The following is a 15,273-nucleotide window of genomic DNA, read 5'->3' as shown; positions in this document are numbered from 1 at the left end:
TATGTATTACGACTTTTTCCTTTTATTTTTTACAAATGTTAAAAGCCCTACCAGTAGAGTCAAGCCTATCACCGCTAAACCTGATGATTGTTCACCAGTTTCTGGCAACACTTTTCCATCAACAACTTTTGTCTTGTTTTTATTTTCAGTTTTTGACTTATTCTCTTTTGCTGTAGCAACTGGCGTAGCTACAGATCTCTTTGTTCCAACCTTAATAACTTTATTAACAGCTGGAGTAGTGATGGTATCACTCTTGACTACACGACCAGTTTCAACACCATCTATCTTAGTAACAGTGTAAACAATCGTACGGACACCTTCCTTACCTTCGGCAGCAACAACTTCTTTGCCTGCCTCAAGGTTTGGATCATTTTCGCGGATTGTTTCAAATGGTACGGGCTTGGTTTCGCTAACTTCTTCTGTCGTTACAACAGGAGAAGTGGTTGTTTTTGTTCCAACCTTGATGACTTTATTAACAGCTGGAGTCGTAACGCTATCGCTCTTAACCACACGACTGGTCTCAACGCCATCTGTCTTCGTCACTGTATAAACAATCGTACGAACACCTTCTTTGCCTTCGGCAGCGACAACTTCTTTGCCTGCCTCAAGGTTTGGATCTTCTTCACGGATTGTTTCAAATGGTACGGGCTTGGTTTCGCTAACTTCTTCTGTCGTTACAACAGGAGAAGTGGTTGTTTTTGTTCCAACCTTGATGACTTTATTGACAGCTGGAGTAGTAATGGTGTCACTCTTGACTACACGACTAGTCTCAACGCCATCTGTCTTCGTCACTGTATAAACAATCGTACGAACACCTTCTTTTCCTTCGGTAGCGACAACTTCTTTGCCTGCCTCAAGGTTTGGATCATTTTCACGAATTGTTTCAAATGGTACAGACTTGGTTTCACTAACTTCTTCTGTCGTTACAACGGGAACTACTGGCTTTTTAGTACCAACCTTGATGACTTTATTAACAGCCGGAGTAGTAATGGTATCACTCTTGACCACACGACCAGTTTCAGTTCCATCCTTCTTCGTCACTGTATAAACAATCGTACGAACGCCATTTTTACCTTCAGTAGCGACAACTTCTTTGCCTGCCTCAAGGTTTGGATCGTTTTCGCGGATTGTTTCAAATGGTACAGACTTGGTTTCACTAACTTCTTCTGTCGTTACAACAGGAACTGCTGGCTTTTTAGTACCAACCTTGATGACTTTATTAACAGCTGGAGTAGTGATGGTATCACTCTTGACCACACGACCAGTTTCAGTTCCATCCTTCTTCGTCACTGTATAAACAATCGTACGAACGCCATTTTTACCTTCAGTAGCGACAACTTCTTTGCCTGCCTCAAGGTTTGGATCATTTTCTCTGATTTCTGTAAACGGTACAACTTCTGTTTTTGTCTCTTCTGTAGTTGTAACAGTTGGTGTAACCTCAGGCTTTTTAGTACCATAAGTTACCACTTGGTTGACTGGTTCCTTCGTTACAACGTTACTTTTTTCAGTACGGTTAGTTTCAACACCATCTGTATATGTTACTGTGTAAATAATTGTGCGAACACCTTTGACACCTGGGGTCGTAATAACTTCCTTTCCTTCTTCCATTGTTACACTTGCAACACGAGTAGTAGTAAAGTCAATATCAACTGTAGTCGTTACATCTTTAGTAGTGATAACTGGTTTAGGTGTCACGTCACCAGTCCCGTTATGACGAGCAAGGAGAGAGTTCCAACGTTTAGCAGAGGCTTGCCCTCTAGCTGTTTTCGAAGTGGCAGTTAGCCAGCGTTCAATATTTTCTTTCTCATCTTCCAAGAAATATTGTGCCTCCTCAGTATTATTTGCATTCAAATATTCTTCAAATTCACTAAGTTTTGCATCTAGTTGGTTTAAAACTTGGAGTTCCCGAGCATCCGGCTCTTCAATATCTTCTGGCGGTGTATCTTCCTCAGCAGCTAACACCTTCACTGAATCCAATAAATTTACATTCTCAAACCATGGCAATGGATTTACTAAACTTGCAATAAGTGCTAGTCCGACTAGTCCTTGGAACTTTTTATTTTTCATAAGTCCCTCTCCTTTTGTTTAATAAAATATTTTATATAAATAAAATACCTAAGATATTGTACCTCTTATGGGACCAAAAGTCAATTAGTTTGATGCATCAAATTTACACAAAGTAAACTTAGATAATCAACTTAATCTATTTACAATCTAATCAAAAATTATTTTCATCTGTATATCGAGTAATTATAGTATGTAGAAAGGCTAATGATAATCTTTGAAAATAACTATTTTACAGATGTCCTCCTTATCGTTTTTCACCCCAATATAGCCAATATGCTTGTCAAGATATGCTTTTCTTTCTATGCCAAAGCTTCTAATAATACTCAGACTCTATTGTGCCATAAAGCCACCACCTAAAAAAGAATTACCTTGTTGTCTACGACAATACCAGTTTCATTTGAGACTTTTATCAATGTGAGTTCCAAGACAAGATCGTTTTTTTTACTCCAATAATTTGACCGTATCCCCAGATAAAGACACGGTCAAAACTTTCCTATTTAATTTTCTTTCTAAAAAAGGATTCGCAAACACAAAAAAGGCACCCGAAGGTGCCTGGGCTAGCCATTAAGCATTGCCACCATTTTTCTTGATAATTTCATCCTGTACAGATTTTGGTACATCTTCGTAGTGGTCAAATACCATCATGAAAGTACCGCGACCTTGTGTAGCCGAACGAAGAACTGTTGCGTAACCAAACATTTCAGCAAGTGGTACATAAGCACGAACGATTTGTGTATTACCACGAGCTTCCATACCGTCAACACGACCACGACGTGCAGTCACGTGACCCATAACGTCACCAAGGTTATCTTCTGGCGCAGTGATGGTTACAAGCATCATTGGCTCAAGGATAGTTGGTTGAGCTGACTTAGCAGCTTCTTTAAGGGCAAGAGATGCTGCCACTTTGAAGGCTGTTTCAGATGAGTCGACATCGTGGTATGAACCATCGTACAGCTTAGCTTTCACGTCAACGATTGGATAACCAGCAAGCACACCATTGGCCATAGATTCTACGAGACCTTTTTCAACCGCAGGGATGAACTCACGTGGAACCACACCGCCGACGATTGCATTCTCGAACTCGAAACCTTTTCCTTCTTCGTTTGGAGTAAATTCAATCCAAACATCACCGAATTGACCTTTACCACCAGACTGGCGTTTGAAGAAACCACGAGCAGAAGTTTGTGCACGGAAGGTTTCACGGTAAGATACTTGAGGAGCACCTACGTTTGCTTCAACCTTAAATTCACGGCGCATACGGTCAACAAGGACATCCAAGTGCAACTCACCCATACCAGAGATAACTGTTTCACCAGTTTCAACGTTTGTTTCAACACGGAATGTTGGATCCTCTTCAGCCAATTTAGAAAGGGCAACACCCATCTTGTCTTGGTCTGCCTTAGACTTAGGCTCAACCATCAATTGGATAACTGGTTCTGGAACGTTGATGGACTCAAGGATAACCTTAGCTTTTTCATCTGTCAATGAGTCACCAGTTGTCGTGTCTTTCAAACCAACCGCAGCTGCGATGTCTCCTGAGTAAACCGTTTCGATTTCTTGACGGCTGTTTGCGTGCATTTGGAGGATACGTCCGATACGCTCACGTTTACCTTTAGAAGTGTTCATCACGTATGAGCCACTGTTGAGGACACCTGAGTACACACGGAAGAATGTCAAACGACCTACGAATGGGTCTGTCATAATCTTGAAGGCAAGAGCTGCAAATGGCTCTTCGTCAGACGCTGGACGCTCTTCTTCTGCGTCTGTGTCTGGATTGATACCCTTGATAGCAGGAATATCAACTGGGCTTGGAAGGTAGTCAATAACCGCATCAAGCATCAATTGAACACCTTTGTTTTTGAAGGCAGAACCACACAATACTGGGAAGAATTCAACGTTGATGGTCGCTTTACGGATACCAGCTTTCAATTCTTCGTTAGTGATTTCTTCACCTTCAAGGTATTTCATCATCAAGTCTTCATCCGTTTCAGCTACTGCTTCAACCAATTTTTCACGGTATTCTTGTGCTTGCTCAAGGTATTCAGCCGGAATATCTTCTTCAAGGATGTCTGTACCAAGGTCATTGGTATAGATTTCAGCTTTCATCTTGATCAAGTCAATGATACCACGGAATTCATCTTCAGAACCGATTGGTAATTGAATTGGATGAGCATTTGCTTGCAAACGATCATGAAGCGTTGATACTGAGTAAAGGAAGTCAGCACCGATTTTATCCATTTTGTTAGCAAATACGATACGTGGAACACCGTATTCAGTCGCCTGACGCCATACTGTTTCAGTTTGTGGCTCAACACCTGATTGTGAGTCAAGGACGGTTACAGCACCATCAAGAACGCGAAGTGAACGTTGTACTTCAATTGTGAAGTCCACGTGTCCTGGTGTGTCGATGATGTTTACACGGTGGTTATTCCATTGTGCTGTTGTCGCAGCAGATGTGATTGTGATACCACGTTCTTGCTCTTGCTCCATCCAGTCCATTTGTGATGCACCTTCGTGAGTTTCACCGATTTTGTGGATTTTACCAGTGTAGTAAAGAATACGCTCAGTTGTCGTCGTTTTACCTGCGTCAACGTGCGCCATGATACCGATATTACGAGTTTTTTCTAATGAAAATTCGCGTGCCATGAGGTTTGTTCTCCTATATTTTTAGTTTTCTATTTTGATTATACCATACTTTAAGAAAAGCGAGTGGGCAAATCCCACCCGCTTGATTGCTTACTAATGGTGTGAAATGGATGAGGTGGAACCACTATCCTAATTGAGTTCGAGCTAAAAGTTCTGGAAAAAAGTTCACTCCTCCTAGGGACCGGCCTAGTTCTTATTTTTCCTTGAACATTCTTAACGCTCTCACATCTTAATTGAACTCGGGCTACAACTCTCTGACAAAAAGAGGAATCTCATTGATTGCACAACAATCTGCTTCGATTCCCTATTTTGGCTAGGAGTTGCTTGACGCCCTCGTATCTTAATTAGTTGAGTTCGGACTAAAAATTCTGGAAAAAAGAGACGCAATTGTTTTGGCTTTAGCCAATTACAAGTGTGGCTACCTTTAGGTGTAAATCTTCCTTGGACCTTAAGGTCCATCGTCTGATTTCCTATTTTTCCTTGAATTTTCTTAACGTCCTCACATCCTATCTTACCAGCGGAAGTGTGCAAATGCACGGTTTGCTTCTGCCATTTTGTGAGTATCTTCACGTTTCTTAACAGCTGCACCTGTGTTGTTAGCCGCATCCATGATTTCTTTTGCAAGACGATCAATCATCGTATGCTCACCACGGTTACGTGCAATGGTCACCAACCAACGAAGACCAAGTGTCGTACGACGCTCTGGACGAACTTCAACTGGAACTTGGTAGTTAGAACCACCGACACGGCGTGCGCGTACTTCCAATACAGGCATGATGTTTTCCATCGCTGTTTCAAATACTTCAAGTGCATCGTTGCCAGTTGCTTCTTTGATTTGCTCGAAAGCACCATAAACGATTGATGCAGCTGTACCACGTTTACCATCCAACATAACACGGTTAATCAAACGAGTTACCAATTTTGAGTTATACAATGGATCTGGCAATACTTCGCGCTTAGGCGCTTGATTTTTACGACTCATTTATATTTCCCCCTTCTTAGCCTTTTGGACGTTTTGTACCGTATTTAGAACGGCCTTGCTTACGATCGTTAACACCTGCAGTATCAAGTGCACCACGAACGATATGGTAACGTACCCCTGGAAGGTCCTTTACACGTCCACCACGGAGAAGAACAACACTGTGCTCTTGCAAATTGTGGCCGATACCTGGGATGTAGGCAGTCACTTCAATCAAGTTGCTCAAACGCACACGAGCGAATTTACGAAGGGCTGAGTTAGGTTTTTTAGGTGTCATTGTTCCGACACGAGTTGCAACGCCACGTTTTTGTGGTGATGAAACGTTTGTTTGAACTTTTTTACGGCTGTTATAACCAACGTTCAAAGCTGGTGATTTAGATTTTTCTACTTTAGACTTACGTGGTTTGCGTACCAACTGGTTAATTGTAGGCATCTACATTCTCCTGTATATATTTTTTATTTTTGGTGACAGAGCATTGGTGACAACCTCTATCTGTGTGTACTTTTGCAACATTTGTCAGCACGTCCCTGTACACTCTTGAGAGACCAAAAGTAAAAAGTACCGTCTAACATAATACCACATCCCGTGGGTCTTGTCAAACAAATTTTATCAAAAAAACACAGCCTTGTGACTGTGCTTTCGTGTATATTTTTATCAGGGAATCAAAAATAAAACGATAATTATGACGAGTATAGCCGAGCATTAGTAGCCCATACCCATACCATCCATACCTTGTGGCATAGCTGGGGCTGCTGGTTCTGGCTTATTAGCAACGACTGCCTCTGTTGTCAAAATCAAGCTAGCTACTGAAGCTGCATTTTGAAGGGCTGAACGTGTCACTTTAACTGGATCAATGATCCCTGCTTCAATCATATTGACCCACTCACCTGTCGCTGCGTTGAAACCTGTGCCAAACTCTGAGTTTTTCAACTTATCAATGATAACAGAGCCTTCATAACCAGCATTGTAAGCAATCTGACGAACTGGCTCTTCTAGAGCGCGAAGAACGATATTTCGTCCTGTTTCATCATCGCCTTTTAGTTCAAGCTGAGCTACGCTATTGATCACATTTACAAGAGCTGTACCACCACCGGCAACAATTCCTTCTTCAACCGCAGCACGTGTTGCATTGAGAGCGTCTTCTATACGAAGTTTCATTTCTTTCAGCTCAGTTTCTGTTGCAGCACCGACCTTAATCACTGCCACGCCACCAGACAACTTCGCTAGGCGTTCTTGTAATTTCTCGCGATCAAACTCAGAAGTGGTTCCCTCAATTTGTGACTTAATCACTGCTACACGATTGCTGATAGCTTCTGGATTTCCGGCACCTTCTACAATAGTTGTGCCATCTTTATCAACGACAACCTTAGCTGCCTGACCGAGAGCCTCAATTGTCGCATCTTTCAAGTCCAAACCAAGGTCCTCAGTAATGACTGTTCCACCCGTCAAGATAGCAATGTCTTCCAACATAGCCTTGCGACGATCGCCAAATCCAGGTGCTTTGACAGCTACAACGTTAAAAGTACCACGAATTTTATTGAGAACAAGGGTCGGCAAGGCCTCGCCATCTACATCGTCAGCAATGATCAAAAGTGGACGATTGGTCTGCAAAATGCTCTCCAACAATGGCAATATATCTTGGATATGAGAAATTTTCTTATCTGTAATCAAAATAAATGGATTTTCAAGTTCTGCCACCATTTTTTCATTGTCTGTCACCATGTATTGTGAAAGATAACCACGGTCAAACTGCATACCTTCTACGACATCCAGCTCTGTTTCCATGCCACGAGATTCTTCAATAGTAATTACACCGTCTTTACCCACGCGTTCCATGGCTTCAGAGATGTATTCACCGACTTTTTCAGAACGAGATGATACAGCAGCTACTTGGGCAATAGCTTCTTTGCTTGAAACTGGAATTGCTTGCGCCTTCAAGGCCTCAACTGCTGTTGTGACCGCTGCTTCGATACCGCGACGGATACCGATTGGGTTAGCACCGGCAGTTACGTTTTTCAACCCTTCACGAACAATGGCTTGCGTTAAAAGTGTTGCGGTAGTTGTTCCATCCCCTGCAATATCATTGGTTTTTGAAGCCACTTCAGACACCAGTTTAGCACCCATATTTTCAAAATGGTCTTCCAACTCAATTTCCTTAGCAATGGTTACACCATCATTTGTGATGAGAGGAGAGCCATAGGCCTTTTCCAAAACAACATTACGACCCTTAGGTCCCAAGGTTACCTTAACAGTATCCGCCAAAATATCAACACCACGAACCATGCTCTCACGAGCGTCTGCTGCAAATTTAATTTCTTTTGCCATTTTATGCTACCAATTCCGTCAGAAAGCAAGAAGTGATGGGAATTACAAAGCAAATCACCTCATTCTCGTAGCTTTCCAGACGGATTAAATCCTTTCTACTATGTTCTCTTATCCGATAATTGCTAAAATATCTGATTCACGGACAATATGGACAGTTTGATCACCGTCTTTAACCTCAAGCCCAGCATGAGCATCAACCAAAACCTTGTCACCAACTGCTACTTCTGGTGCTACTAGGTCACCATTAAAGGTGTGAATCCCTTTTCCAACTGCAAGCACACTTGCTTCCCTCGTTTTTTCTTGGCTAGCTCCAGCTAGGACAAAACCGCCAACTGTTTGTTCTTTTTCTTCAAATTTTACGACGATACGATCGCCCAATGGTTTCAACATAGTTGATCCTCCTTCTAACTTTAGCACTCTTTAACGATGAGTGCTAATTACAATTCTTATTGTATCACTCGGTCAAAAATAGTCAAGACAATTCTACCAAGTTTTTACAAAATCCATCTCAGGTCTGAGAAAACAGAGCAGCATATTATTATTGGCTAATGTATGTATGCTATACTGTTCATAACAGTAAAGCAATAAGGAGATTCAAAGATGAAATTCCTTCGAGATTTGAAGAACGATTACTATAAAAGTCGCTTCTCCCTTCATGAAGATTTTGCAGAATGGTTTTTAAAGCGCAAGCTAGGTTTCTGGGGGAAGATAGCATTTGCCTATTTTCTTTGGTCCATCTGGTTACTTCTCTTTACATATCCACACTATGCTGTCTTTTTCTTCTACGGAGTCTTTATCGTATCTCTTGTTGTCATCGTGTTAGAATGGTTGAACAATCGGAAACAAAGATAGCAAAAAACGCCAGTCAAACTGACGTTTCAACAATTGAACTACCGTGCATTATCCGTCTTTTCCATTGATCGACTAACTCTGCCTTAGAATGGTAATTCTTCCTCTTCTAAAACTAGATCTGCAAGATCATCACCTACATTATTTTCACGCATGGCACGTTGAGCTCGGCTTTCTAACAGTTGGAAGGTCTGACCCAAGATTTCGGTCACATAGTGGTTGCTTCCGTCTTTTTCGTATTTTCGAGTTCGCAATTCTCCATCAATAGAAATCAGACTTCCTTTACTTCCGTAGGAAACAAGCGTTTCCGCCAATTTCCCCCAGAAAATCACATTGAGGAAATCCGCCTCACGTTCACCATTCTCCGTCTTGAAACGTCTGTTGACTGCAATCGTTACACGGGTCAGTTTTTTCCCGGTGGATGTCTGGGTCAATTCAGGTTGAGCCGTCAAGCGACCAATCACAATAGTTTTATTATACATTTTTTATCCTCCTACTTATCTATTCGTAGGAATGATGGTAAAATGATGAAAAAGGAGAAAATTTATGAAAAACATCCTTATCTCAAAGCTACAATCCACCCAATCGTATACCAATCAGGAACTAATCTGGCTGTTAGAAAACATCGGCCATCCAGACCCTACTATACGCGACGAACTGGTCTATGCTAGTTTTTGCCATATCTTTTTGGAGGGCTTGATTACAAGAGAACAAGCACAGTCGCTACTGCAATTCTCTCAAGAAACCAAGCCATTTTCCCTGGAAGGCTCCACACAAAAACGAAGTTTTATTTGCTTACTTTACTCTCTGTTGCTGTCTGTCGATAATGAGCCAGAGTCTATTTATCATGCATTTTTAAGCACTAACGACCGCGAGCTACTCTTCCAGCAGGCCTTGGATTATTTGGCGATTGAGAATGATTGGTCTGGCTATGATGAAAAACTCGGTTGGATCCACACTGCTGCCCACGGAGCAGATTTTCTTCTGGCTGCAAGCTGTCATGATCAATTTCCCGCTGAAAAAAACAAAGAAGTCTGGCAAACTATTGTCACTTGTCTAACTAAACAAAGTAAAGTTTTCTCAGCTGGCGAGGAAATCCGTCTGGCACAAATCCCTGTCTACCTCCTGCTGAATGAAAAAGTGTCCAGCCAAGAGCTGACGGAATGGATTAGCAAGCTGGACTTTCCAAATCAAGAACCAGTAGACTACTTCCGGTGGCTCAATCTCCAACATTTTCTGTCTAGTCTTTACTTCCAACTTAGGTCACATCAAGCATTGACCGAAGAAATCGAACAGGCTATTGAAGGAAAAATTGAACCAACATAAAAGAATTGGCCAAAATCGACCAATTCTTCTTTTTCTATCCCTTCCAGTGTTTAACTGGATCAAAGGCCTCTCCGACCACTGCGGAGTCGTCTAATTCGATAATACCACGGACTTGTGGTGCGTTTGGTAGAGGCAATTCACGTGGACTGCACATCATACCAAAACTATCTTCACCGCGCAATTTTCCTGGGAAGATTAGGCTACCGCTCGGCATCATTGCCCCCGGAAGAGCCACAATAGTTTTCAATCCTTGTGCAGCATTTGGCGCACCAGCTACGATTTGCACCGTTTTGTCACCGACATTGACCTGACAGATATTGAGGTGGTCGCTGTCTGGATGAGGAACCAATTCCGCAATCTGACCGACAACAAATTTCGGACTGTTGTCATTGACCAAGCTTTCTGCAAAACCTTCTTTGGATAATTCTGCATTCAAAACAGCCACTTGCTCATCTGTCAAAAACACCTGACCCTTACCAGCAAGTTCCACTAATTTTGACACTTCAAAGATATTCCAAGCTACTGTCTGACCTGTCTCTGCCAGGAATACACGCGCCACTTTTCCCTTACGCTCAAAAGCAACTGCTTGCCCCTTGTTTTCCATCACGATAACCATGAGAACATCGCCGACATGTTCTCTATTGTATGTAAAAATCATTTTTTCTCCTTAATCTCTTCTCAACAAATACCAACTATAAGGTCAAGTTTTCGTTACCTAAATCATACCGAAAGACTACATATCCAATCCAGTTAAAAAGTTGATAATTTCTTCTTTGGTCTTGCGATTTTTATCTACAAAACGACCAATTTCTTGACCGTTTTTCAGAACGACTAAGCTCGGAATCCCTAAAATCGCCCATTGCTGTGCTAAAGACATAAAATCATCCCGATCTAATTGAACAAAAGTCAAATCAGGAAATTCTGCTTCAATGGCTGGCAAATGTGGTTTAATATAGTGACAATCCCCACACCAAGTTGTTACAAATAGGAAAACCGTTGGCTTGCCATCTTCAATCAGTTGAGCGACTTCTTCAATAGTCGTTGGAAAAATCATCTCTTCTCCTCCTCATAACGAATCGAACCTCGGACATTTTCAAACAAAAATATCTGACCCGCTTCCATCACAACCCCGCCAATCAGGACATCCTGCGTTGAAGCTGTTTCATCCACGTAAACTGTTGCTATCTCTCCTAAATCAGCGAAAAATTCACGCACCTCTTGCAAGGCCTGTGCTTTTTTACGTTCCTCTTGGATTTTACGGTAAAATTGAGCACTAGCGGTGAGCACACCTACCCCCAATAAGCCTGCTAGTAAGGCTGTTTTTTTCTTTTTCATACGGACTATTTTATCACAATTTCTAAGAATTTTCCTGAAAATATCATTGGAGTCTGTAATAGCTGAGATAACAGAAAATAAAGCGTTTCTTCATTATTTTGAGGATGTTTATAATATATAAAACTATATCCTCATCAACAGAATCTACCTATCACAAAATAAAATTTCCTAGTTCTTTGGGACAAGCTTAGCCACTTCATGATAAAATAGTAGTAACAATGTCATGGAGGCAAAACAAATGACCCTATTTGAAAAAATCAAGGAAGTAACCGAATTGCAAAGTCTACCTGGCTTTGAAAGTGAGGTCCGCAACCACATTCGTCAGAAAATTACGCCGCATGTAGACCATATCGAAACCGATGGTCTAGGTGGAATCTTCGGCATTCGAAAAGCAAGCGTTGAACATGCACCACGTATTTTAGTAGCCGCTCATATGGATGAAGTAGGCTTTATGATTAGCCAGATCAAACCTGATGGTACATTCCGTGTGGTAGAGTTAGGTGGCTGGAATCCGCTGGTCGTATCTAGTCAAGCCTTTACTCTCCATTTGCAAGATGGACGTACGATTCCTGCAATTTCGGGCTCAGTACCTCCCCATCTTTCCCGTGGTGGCAATACACCTGGTTTGCCTGCTATCGCGGACATCATTTTCGATGCTGGATTTGCCAATTATGATGAAGCATGGACTTTTGGTATACGTCCCGGAGATGTATTGGTCCCTAAAAATGAGACAATCCTCACCGCCAACGGAAAAAATGTCATCTCTAAGGCTTGGGACAACCGCTTTGGTGTCCTTATGGTGACCGAATTATTAGAACATCTATCCGGACAAGTTCTTCCTAACCAACTGATTGCAGGAGCCAATGTACAAGAAGAAGTTGGATTGCGTGGTGCTCATGCTTCTACAACCAAATTCAATCCTGATATTTTCCTAGCTGTTGACTGTTCCCCTGCTGGAGATATTTACGGTGACCAAGGCAAAGTCGGTGACGGAACTCTCCTTCGATTCTACGATCCTGGTCATATCCTTCTAAAAAATATGAAAGACTTCCTCCTGACGACTGCCGAAGAAGCAGGTGTTAAATTTCAATACTATTGTGGCAAAGGTGGTACAGACGCTGGAGCTGCTCATTTAAAAAACCAAGGAGTCCCATCAACCACTATCGGTGTCTGCGCGCGTTACATCCACTCACACCAAACACTCTACAGCATGGATGATTTTTTAGAAGCACAAGCTTTCTTGCAGGCTCTAGTTAAAAAATTAGACCGTTCAACTGTTGACCTGATTAAAAATTATTAACCCTCAAAGCCTGAGCTAAAAGAAACAACTAATAAAAACACAGAAATAGTGACTTGGTACGATTCAAGAATGCGGTATTTCTGTGTTCTTTTTGTTTCGTTTCTGAAACAAGACTTAACTATTTTAGTTAATTTTATGAGCCGAATAATATCAGTCGAGCTGCTCCGATAGATTCGCTCAATTTCTCCAAAACAGCTTGGTTCGTGTATCGCTTGGAATAGGAAAAATCGAAGCTAAGGAGGATAAGCTCATTATTTGATGCTACGTTCAGAAAATGAAGTTTTTTAGGTATCTAAGCAATAAAGTAGCAATGTCATAAAATATGTTCCAAGATATACTTCCGAACATGGGTTATAAAGTAAAGCGAACCTGTGATGATATAAAGCTTGTCTGGATTTTTCAAATCTAGCTGTGCAAGCCACTCCTGATAGGTTTCAACACGTGCACAGTCCGCTGGGTAATCAGCTAATCTTACTGCCCTATTATCGTCAAAACTAGTAACAGTGACAGAACCAACCTGCTCCAAGATCTGTATCATTTGATCTATGGGTTTAGTGTTGATCGCCGCAAATAGAATCTCACAATCGCGGTCTACATACCTATCTACTATCAACTGTCGGAGAACGGCTATACTCTCATTATTATGGGCACCATCAATCATCAGATTAGGCAGGATCATCTCTAAACGTCCCGGCCAAATGGCTTGGGATAAACCTTGGCGGATGGTATCATTCGTAATAACTGGGAATTCAGTTTTCAATAGTTGGGCTGCTGTCACTGCCAGAGCTGCATTGGCCTTTTGATGCTGTCCCTGCATCTGCAAGGTTAAGCCGTCTACCCTACCAAGTAAAGTAGATACTGCAAAATCGGCATCGCTACTTTCCAAAAGAATATCTCGCTCTAAAGCGTACGTCCGACTTTGTAATCTGCAAGCCTGCTCTTCAAAAATGTGAGCTACTTCTGGCTGGTCTGTCGCATAGACAAGTGGAACTCCCTCACGCAGAACAGCCACCTTATGTCTGGCAATGTCTGCATGGGTATCCCCAAGGAAAGCCTGATGGTCCAATCCAATTGAGGGACAAACCACTACTAGAGGCGAAAGAACATTGGTTGCATCAAGTAAGCCACCCATACCAGCTTCAACCAAGAGAATATCTGGTCGCCGATAATCAGCAAAATAGACAAACATAGCAACCACCACAATCTCAAACTCAGAAATAGTACCCAATCTGTCAGCCTTATCCAACTCTTCAATAGATGGGAGCAAATCCGTCACAATGCTGGCAAAATCTTCTTCTGAAATCATCTCATTTTGAAAGACGATTTGTTCCCTAAAATCAATAATAGACGGCGAGGTAAAGCGCCCAACGCTGTAGCCTGACGATTGAAGAATGGACTGTAAGGCGTTTAAGGTGGACCCCTTACCATTCGTCCCTACAAAATGAACCGTTGGCAACTGTAATTGAGGATGCCCCCATCGCTCCAAAAGCCATTGCACACGTGCTACTCCATTCTCTAAATCTGAAGCAGGACGACTTGCCAGCCACTGCATGGTTTCTTGATAATTCATAAATTCCTTTCTTACTATCTTTAATGAGAATCAACTGATAAATAAGCCATTCTGTTCTACAAAAAGAAGCAACAAGGGATGATTGTTGCTTTTGTTTATTATTTTTTCAGCCCCATCAACTTCCGAAAGTCTGGAATCCGTTGTAAGGCAGGTAATATCAACATGGTCACTAAAATTCTAAAAGGAATTTCGAAAACTGCCTTGACCAAGCGAATACTATATAGAGCAATCCATGGTGTTCCATAGTGAATGTGTAAGGCAAGAGGTGTTAATACAAATGAGATAACCAGTTGGATGAGAAAGACAACTCCTGCCACATAGAACCAATCTTGCTTGTTCTGCACATCTAAAGGTTTTTGATAATAGAACCAACCATAGATGAAGGCTGAAACGGCTTCTATAAAAATCCATGTAAAAATAAACGGCTGCCCACCCATCAAGGCCACCACAGGATCTGAAATCCCGGCTGCAATCGCAGCCCAAACCGGACCCGCAACAGCTCCCAAAATCGTCTTTGGAATAAAAGTGAACTGGATCTGCAGTATTTCGGATAAACGAATAGAGAAATAGTTTTCAATGACCATGACCATAGTCAATGAAATGGCAATGGCAGCAATGAGCTGCACAGTCATCTGTGGAATTTTCTTTCCCATAAAATCAAACGCTCCTTTTTAAAACGGAGCTGTCGTTTTCGACAGCGGATGCAATGGTTTACCGCGCTTATCGCTTCGTTGTGTGGCAACATCCCATCCACACACACTTAACGCAAACCACCTACTCTGTGCAAATTCCTTTGCCCGTCTATTCTACCACATTGCCTAGATTTTTACCAGTTTCTATGGTTTATTGAACGACGCTACAGTATAGCTCTCACC

The 15,273-nt window shown here is 41.9% G+C and carries 15 protein-coding genes and 1 riboswitch; of the genes, 3 read left to right on the top strand and 12 right to left on the bottom strand.

The window, feature by feature from the left end; genetic code table 11:
- Positions 1-6: 6 nt before the first annotated feature.
- The 6 genes from SR187_RS00910 to groES all read right to left on the bottom strand — a co-directional run bounded on the left by SR187_RS00910 (position 7) and on the right by groES (position 8,408).
- Positions 7-2,067, bottom strand: a complete 2,061-nt coding sequence (locus SR187_RS00910) for a G5 domain-containing protein (RefSeq protein WP_120171219.1) — start codon at positions 2,065-2,067, stop codon at positions 7-9.
- Positions 2,068-2,631: 564 nt separating this feature from the next.
- On the bottom strand, positions 2,632-4,713 hold the full coding sequence (fusA, locus tag SR187_RS00905) for an elongation factor G (RefSeq protein ID WP_024532235.1): 2,082 nt from the start codon (positions 4,711-4,713) through the stop codon (positions 2,632-2,634).
- Positions 4,714-5,224: 511 nt separating this feature from the next.
- Positions 5,225-5,695, bottom strand: coding sequence for a 30S ribosomal protein S7 (gene rpsG / locus SR187_RS00895; protein ID WP_024532236.1), 471 nt, complete (start codon positions 5,693-5,695; stop codon positions 5,225-5,227).
- Between the two features lie 16 nt (positions 5,696-5,711).
- On the bottom strand, positions 5,712-6,125 hold the full coding sequence (rpsL, locus tag SR187_RS00890) for a 30S ribosomal protein S12 (RefSeq protein WP_002940030.1): 414 nt from the start codon (positions 6,123-6,125) through the stop codon (positions 5,712-5,714).
- A gap of 270 nt (positions 6,126-6,395) precedes the next feature.
- A complete protein-coding gene (groL, locus tag SR187_RS00885; RefSeq protein WP_024532237.1) occupies positions 6,396-8,018 on the bottom strand; it encodes a chaperonin GroEL in 1,623 nt (540 codons plus the stop codon).
- Positions 8,019-8,126: 108 nt separating this feature from the next.
- A complete protein-coding gene (gene groES / locus SR187_RS00880) occupies positions 8,127-8,408 on the bottom strand; it encodes a co-chaperone GroES (protein ID WP_024532238.1) in 282 nt (93 codons plus the stop codon).
- Positions 8,409-8,618: 210 nt separating this feature from the next.
- Between groES and SR187_RS00875 the strand changes: the two genes are divergently transcribed.
- Entirely contained in the window at positions 8,619-8,870 is a 252-nt protein-coding gene (locus tag SR187_RS00875; protein ID WP_120171217.1) for a hypothetical protein, read from the top strand.
- A gap of 83 nt (positions 8,871-8,953) precedes the next feature.
- Here the strand turns inward: SR187_RS00875 and SR187_RS00870 are convergent, their stop codons facing one another.
- Complete coding sequence (locus SR187_RS00870; RefSeq protein WP_120171216.1) at positions 8,954-9,349, bottom strand: single-stranded DNA-binding protein; 396 nt, start codon at positions 9,347-9,349, stop codon at positions 8,954-8,956.
- 64 nt (positions 9,350-9,413) lie between these two features.
- Here SR187_RS00870 and SR187_RS00865 point away from each other — a divergent pair, with 64 nt between their 5' ends.
- Positions 9,414-10,193 (top strand): DUF2785 domain-containing protein, encoded by a 780-nt coding sequence (locus SR187_RS00865; protein WP_120171215.1) that lies wholly within the window; start codon positions 9,414-9,416, stop codon positions 10,191-10,193.
- A gap of 34 nt (positions 10,194-10,227) precedes the next feature.
- Here the strand turns inward: SR187_RS00865 and ytpR are convergent, their stop codons facing one another.
- The 3 genes from ytpR to SR187_RS00850 form a co-directional block, all read right to left on the bottom strand.
- Entirely contained in the window at positions 10,228-10,851 is a 624-nt protein-coding gene (ytpR, locus tag SR187_RS00860; protein ID WP_120171214.1) for a YtpR family tRNA-binding protein, read from the bottom strand.
- Positions 10,852-10,926: 75 nt separating this feature from the next.
- A complete protein-coding gene (locus tag SR187_RS00855; RefSeq protein WP_024532243.1) occupies positions 10,927-11,247 on the bottom strand; it encodes a thioredoxin family protein in 321 nt (106 codons plus the stop codon).
- Complete coding sequence (locus SR187_RS00850) at positions 11,244-11,528, bottom strand: DUF4651 domain-containing protein (protein WP_120171213.1); 285 nt, start codon at positions 11,526-11,528, stop codon at positions 11,244-11,246. The genes SR187_RS00855 and SR187_RS00850 overlap by 4 nt, the downstream gene beginning before the upstream one ends.
- A gap of 238 nt (positions 11,529-11,766) precedes the next feature.
- Here SR187_RS00850 and pepA point away from each other — a divergent pair, with 238 nt between their 5' ends.
- Entirely contained in the window at positions 11,767-12,828 is a 1,062-nt protein-coding gene (pepA, locus tag SR187_RS00845; RefSeq protein WP_120171212.1) for a glutamyl aminopeptidase, read from the top strand.
- A gap of 313 nt (positions 12,829-13,141) precedes the next feature.
- On the opposite strand, the gene SR187_RS00840 is transcribed toward pepA, so the two are convergent.
- Positions 13,142-14,398, bottom strand: coding sequence for a bifunctional folylpolyglutamate synthase/dihydrofolate synthase (locus SR187_RS00840; protein WP_120171211.1), 1,257 nt, complete (start codon positions 14,396-14,398; stop codon positions 13,142-13,144).
- Between the two features lie 98 nt (positions 14,399-14,496).
- Entirely contained in the window at positions 14,497-15,051 is a 555-nt protein-coding gene (locus tag SR187_RS00835; protein WP_120171210.1) for a folate family ECF transporter S component, read from the bottom strand.
- 40 nt (positions 15,052-15,091) lie between these two features.
- Positions 15,092-15,182: riboswitch (THF riboswitch) on the bottom strand.
- Between the last annotated feature and the right edge of the window lie 91 nt (positions 15,183-15,273).

The organism is Streptococcus ruminantium (assembly GCF_003609975.1).
Taxonomy (GTDB): domain Bacteria; phylum Bacillota; class Bacilli; order Lactobacillales; family Streptococcaceae; genus Streptococcus; species Streptococcus ruminantium.
This window is presented reverse-complemented; position numbering and strand designations above follow the sequence as displayed.

What these genes read in the sequence shown, in the direction of transcription:
- SR187_RS00910 (WP_120171219.1), bottom strand. Translation starts at nt 2,067, where the DNA reads ATGAAAAATAAAAAGTTCCAAGGACTAGTCGGACTAGCACTTATTGCA.
- fusA (WP_024532235.1), bottom strand. Translation starts at nt 4,713, where the DNA reads ATGGCACGCGAATTTTCATTAGAAAAAACTCGTAATATCGGTATCATG.
- rpsG (WP_024532236.1), bottom strand. Translation starts at nt 5,695, where the DNA reads ATGAGTCGTAAAAATCAAGCGCCTAAGCGCGAAGTATTGCCAGATCCA.
- rpsL (WP_002940030.1), bottom strand. Translation starts at nt 6,125, where the DNA reads ATGCCTACAATTAACCAGTTGGTACGCAAACCACGTAAGTCTAAAGTA.
- groL (WP_024532237.1), bottom strand. Translation starts at nt 8,018, where the DNA reads ATGGCAAAAGAAATTAAATTTGCAGCAGACGCTCGTGAGAGCATGGTT.
- groES (WP_024532238.1), bottom strand. Translation starts at nt 8,408, where the DNA reads ATGTTGAAACCATTGGGCGATCGTATCGTCGTAAAATTTGAAGAAAAA.
- SR187_RS00875 (WP_120171217.1), top strand. Translation starts at nt 8,619, where the DNA reads ATGAAATTCCTTCGAGATTTGAAGAACGATTACTATAAAAGTCGCTTC.
- SR187_RS00870 (WP_120171216.1), bottom strand. Translation starts at nt 9,349, where the DNA reads ATGTATAATAAAACTATTGTGATTGGTCGCTTGACGGCTCAACCTGAA.
- SR187_RS00865 (WP_120171215.1), top strand. Translation starts at nt 9,414, where the DNA reads ATGAAAAACATCCTTATCTCAAAGCTACAATCCACCCAATCGTATACC.
- ytpR (WP_120171214.1), bottom strand. Translation starts at nt 10,851, where the DNA reads ATGATTTTTACATACAATAGAGAACATGTCGGCGATGTTCTCATGGTT.
- SR187_RS00855 (WP_024532243.1), bottom strand. Translation starts at nt 11,247, where the DNA reads ATGATTTTTCCAACGACTATTGAAGAAGTCGCTCAACTGATTGAAGAT.
- SR187_RS00850 (WP_120171213.1), bottom strand. Translation starts at nt 11,528, where the DNA reads ATGAAAAAGAAAAAAACAGCCTTACTAGCAGGCTTATTGGGGGTAGGT.
- pepA (WP_120171212.1), top strand. Translation starts at nt 11,767, where the DNA reads ATGACCCTATTTGAAAAAATCAAGGAAGTAACCGAATTGCAAAGTCTA.
- SR187_RS00840 (WP_120171211.1), bottom strand. Translation starts at nt 14,398, where the DNA reads ATGAATTATCAAGAAACCATGCAGTGGCTGGCAAGTCGTCCTGCTTCA.
- SR187_RS00835 (WP_120171210.1), bottom strand. Translation starts at nt 15,051, where the DNA reads ATGGGAAAGAAAATTCCACAGATGACTGTGCAGCTCATTGCTGCCATT.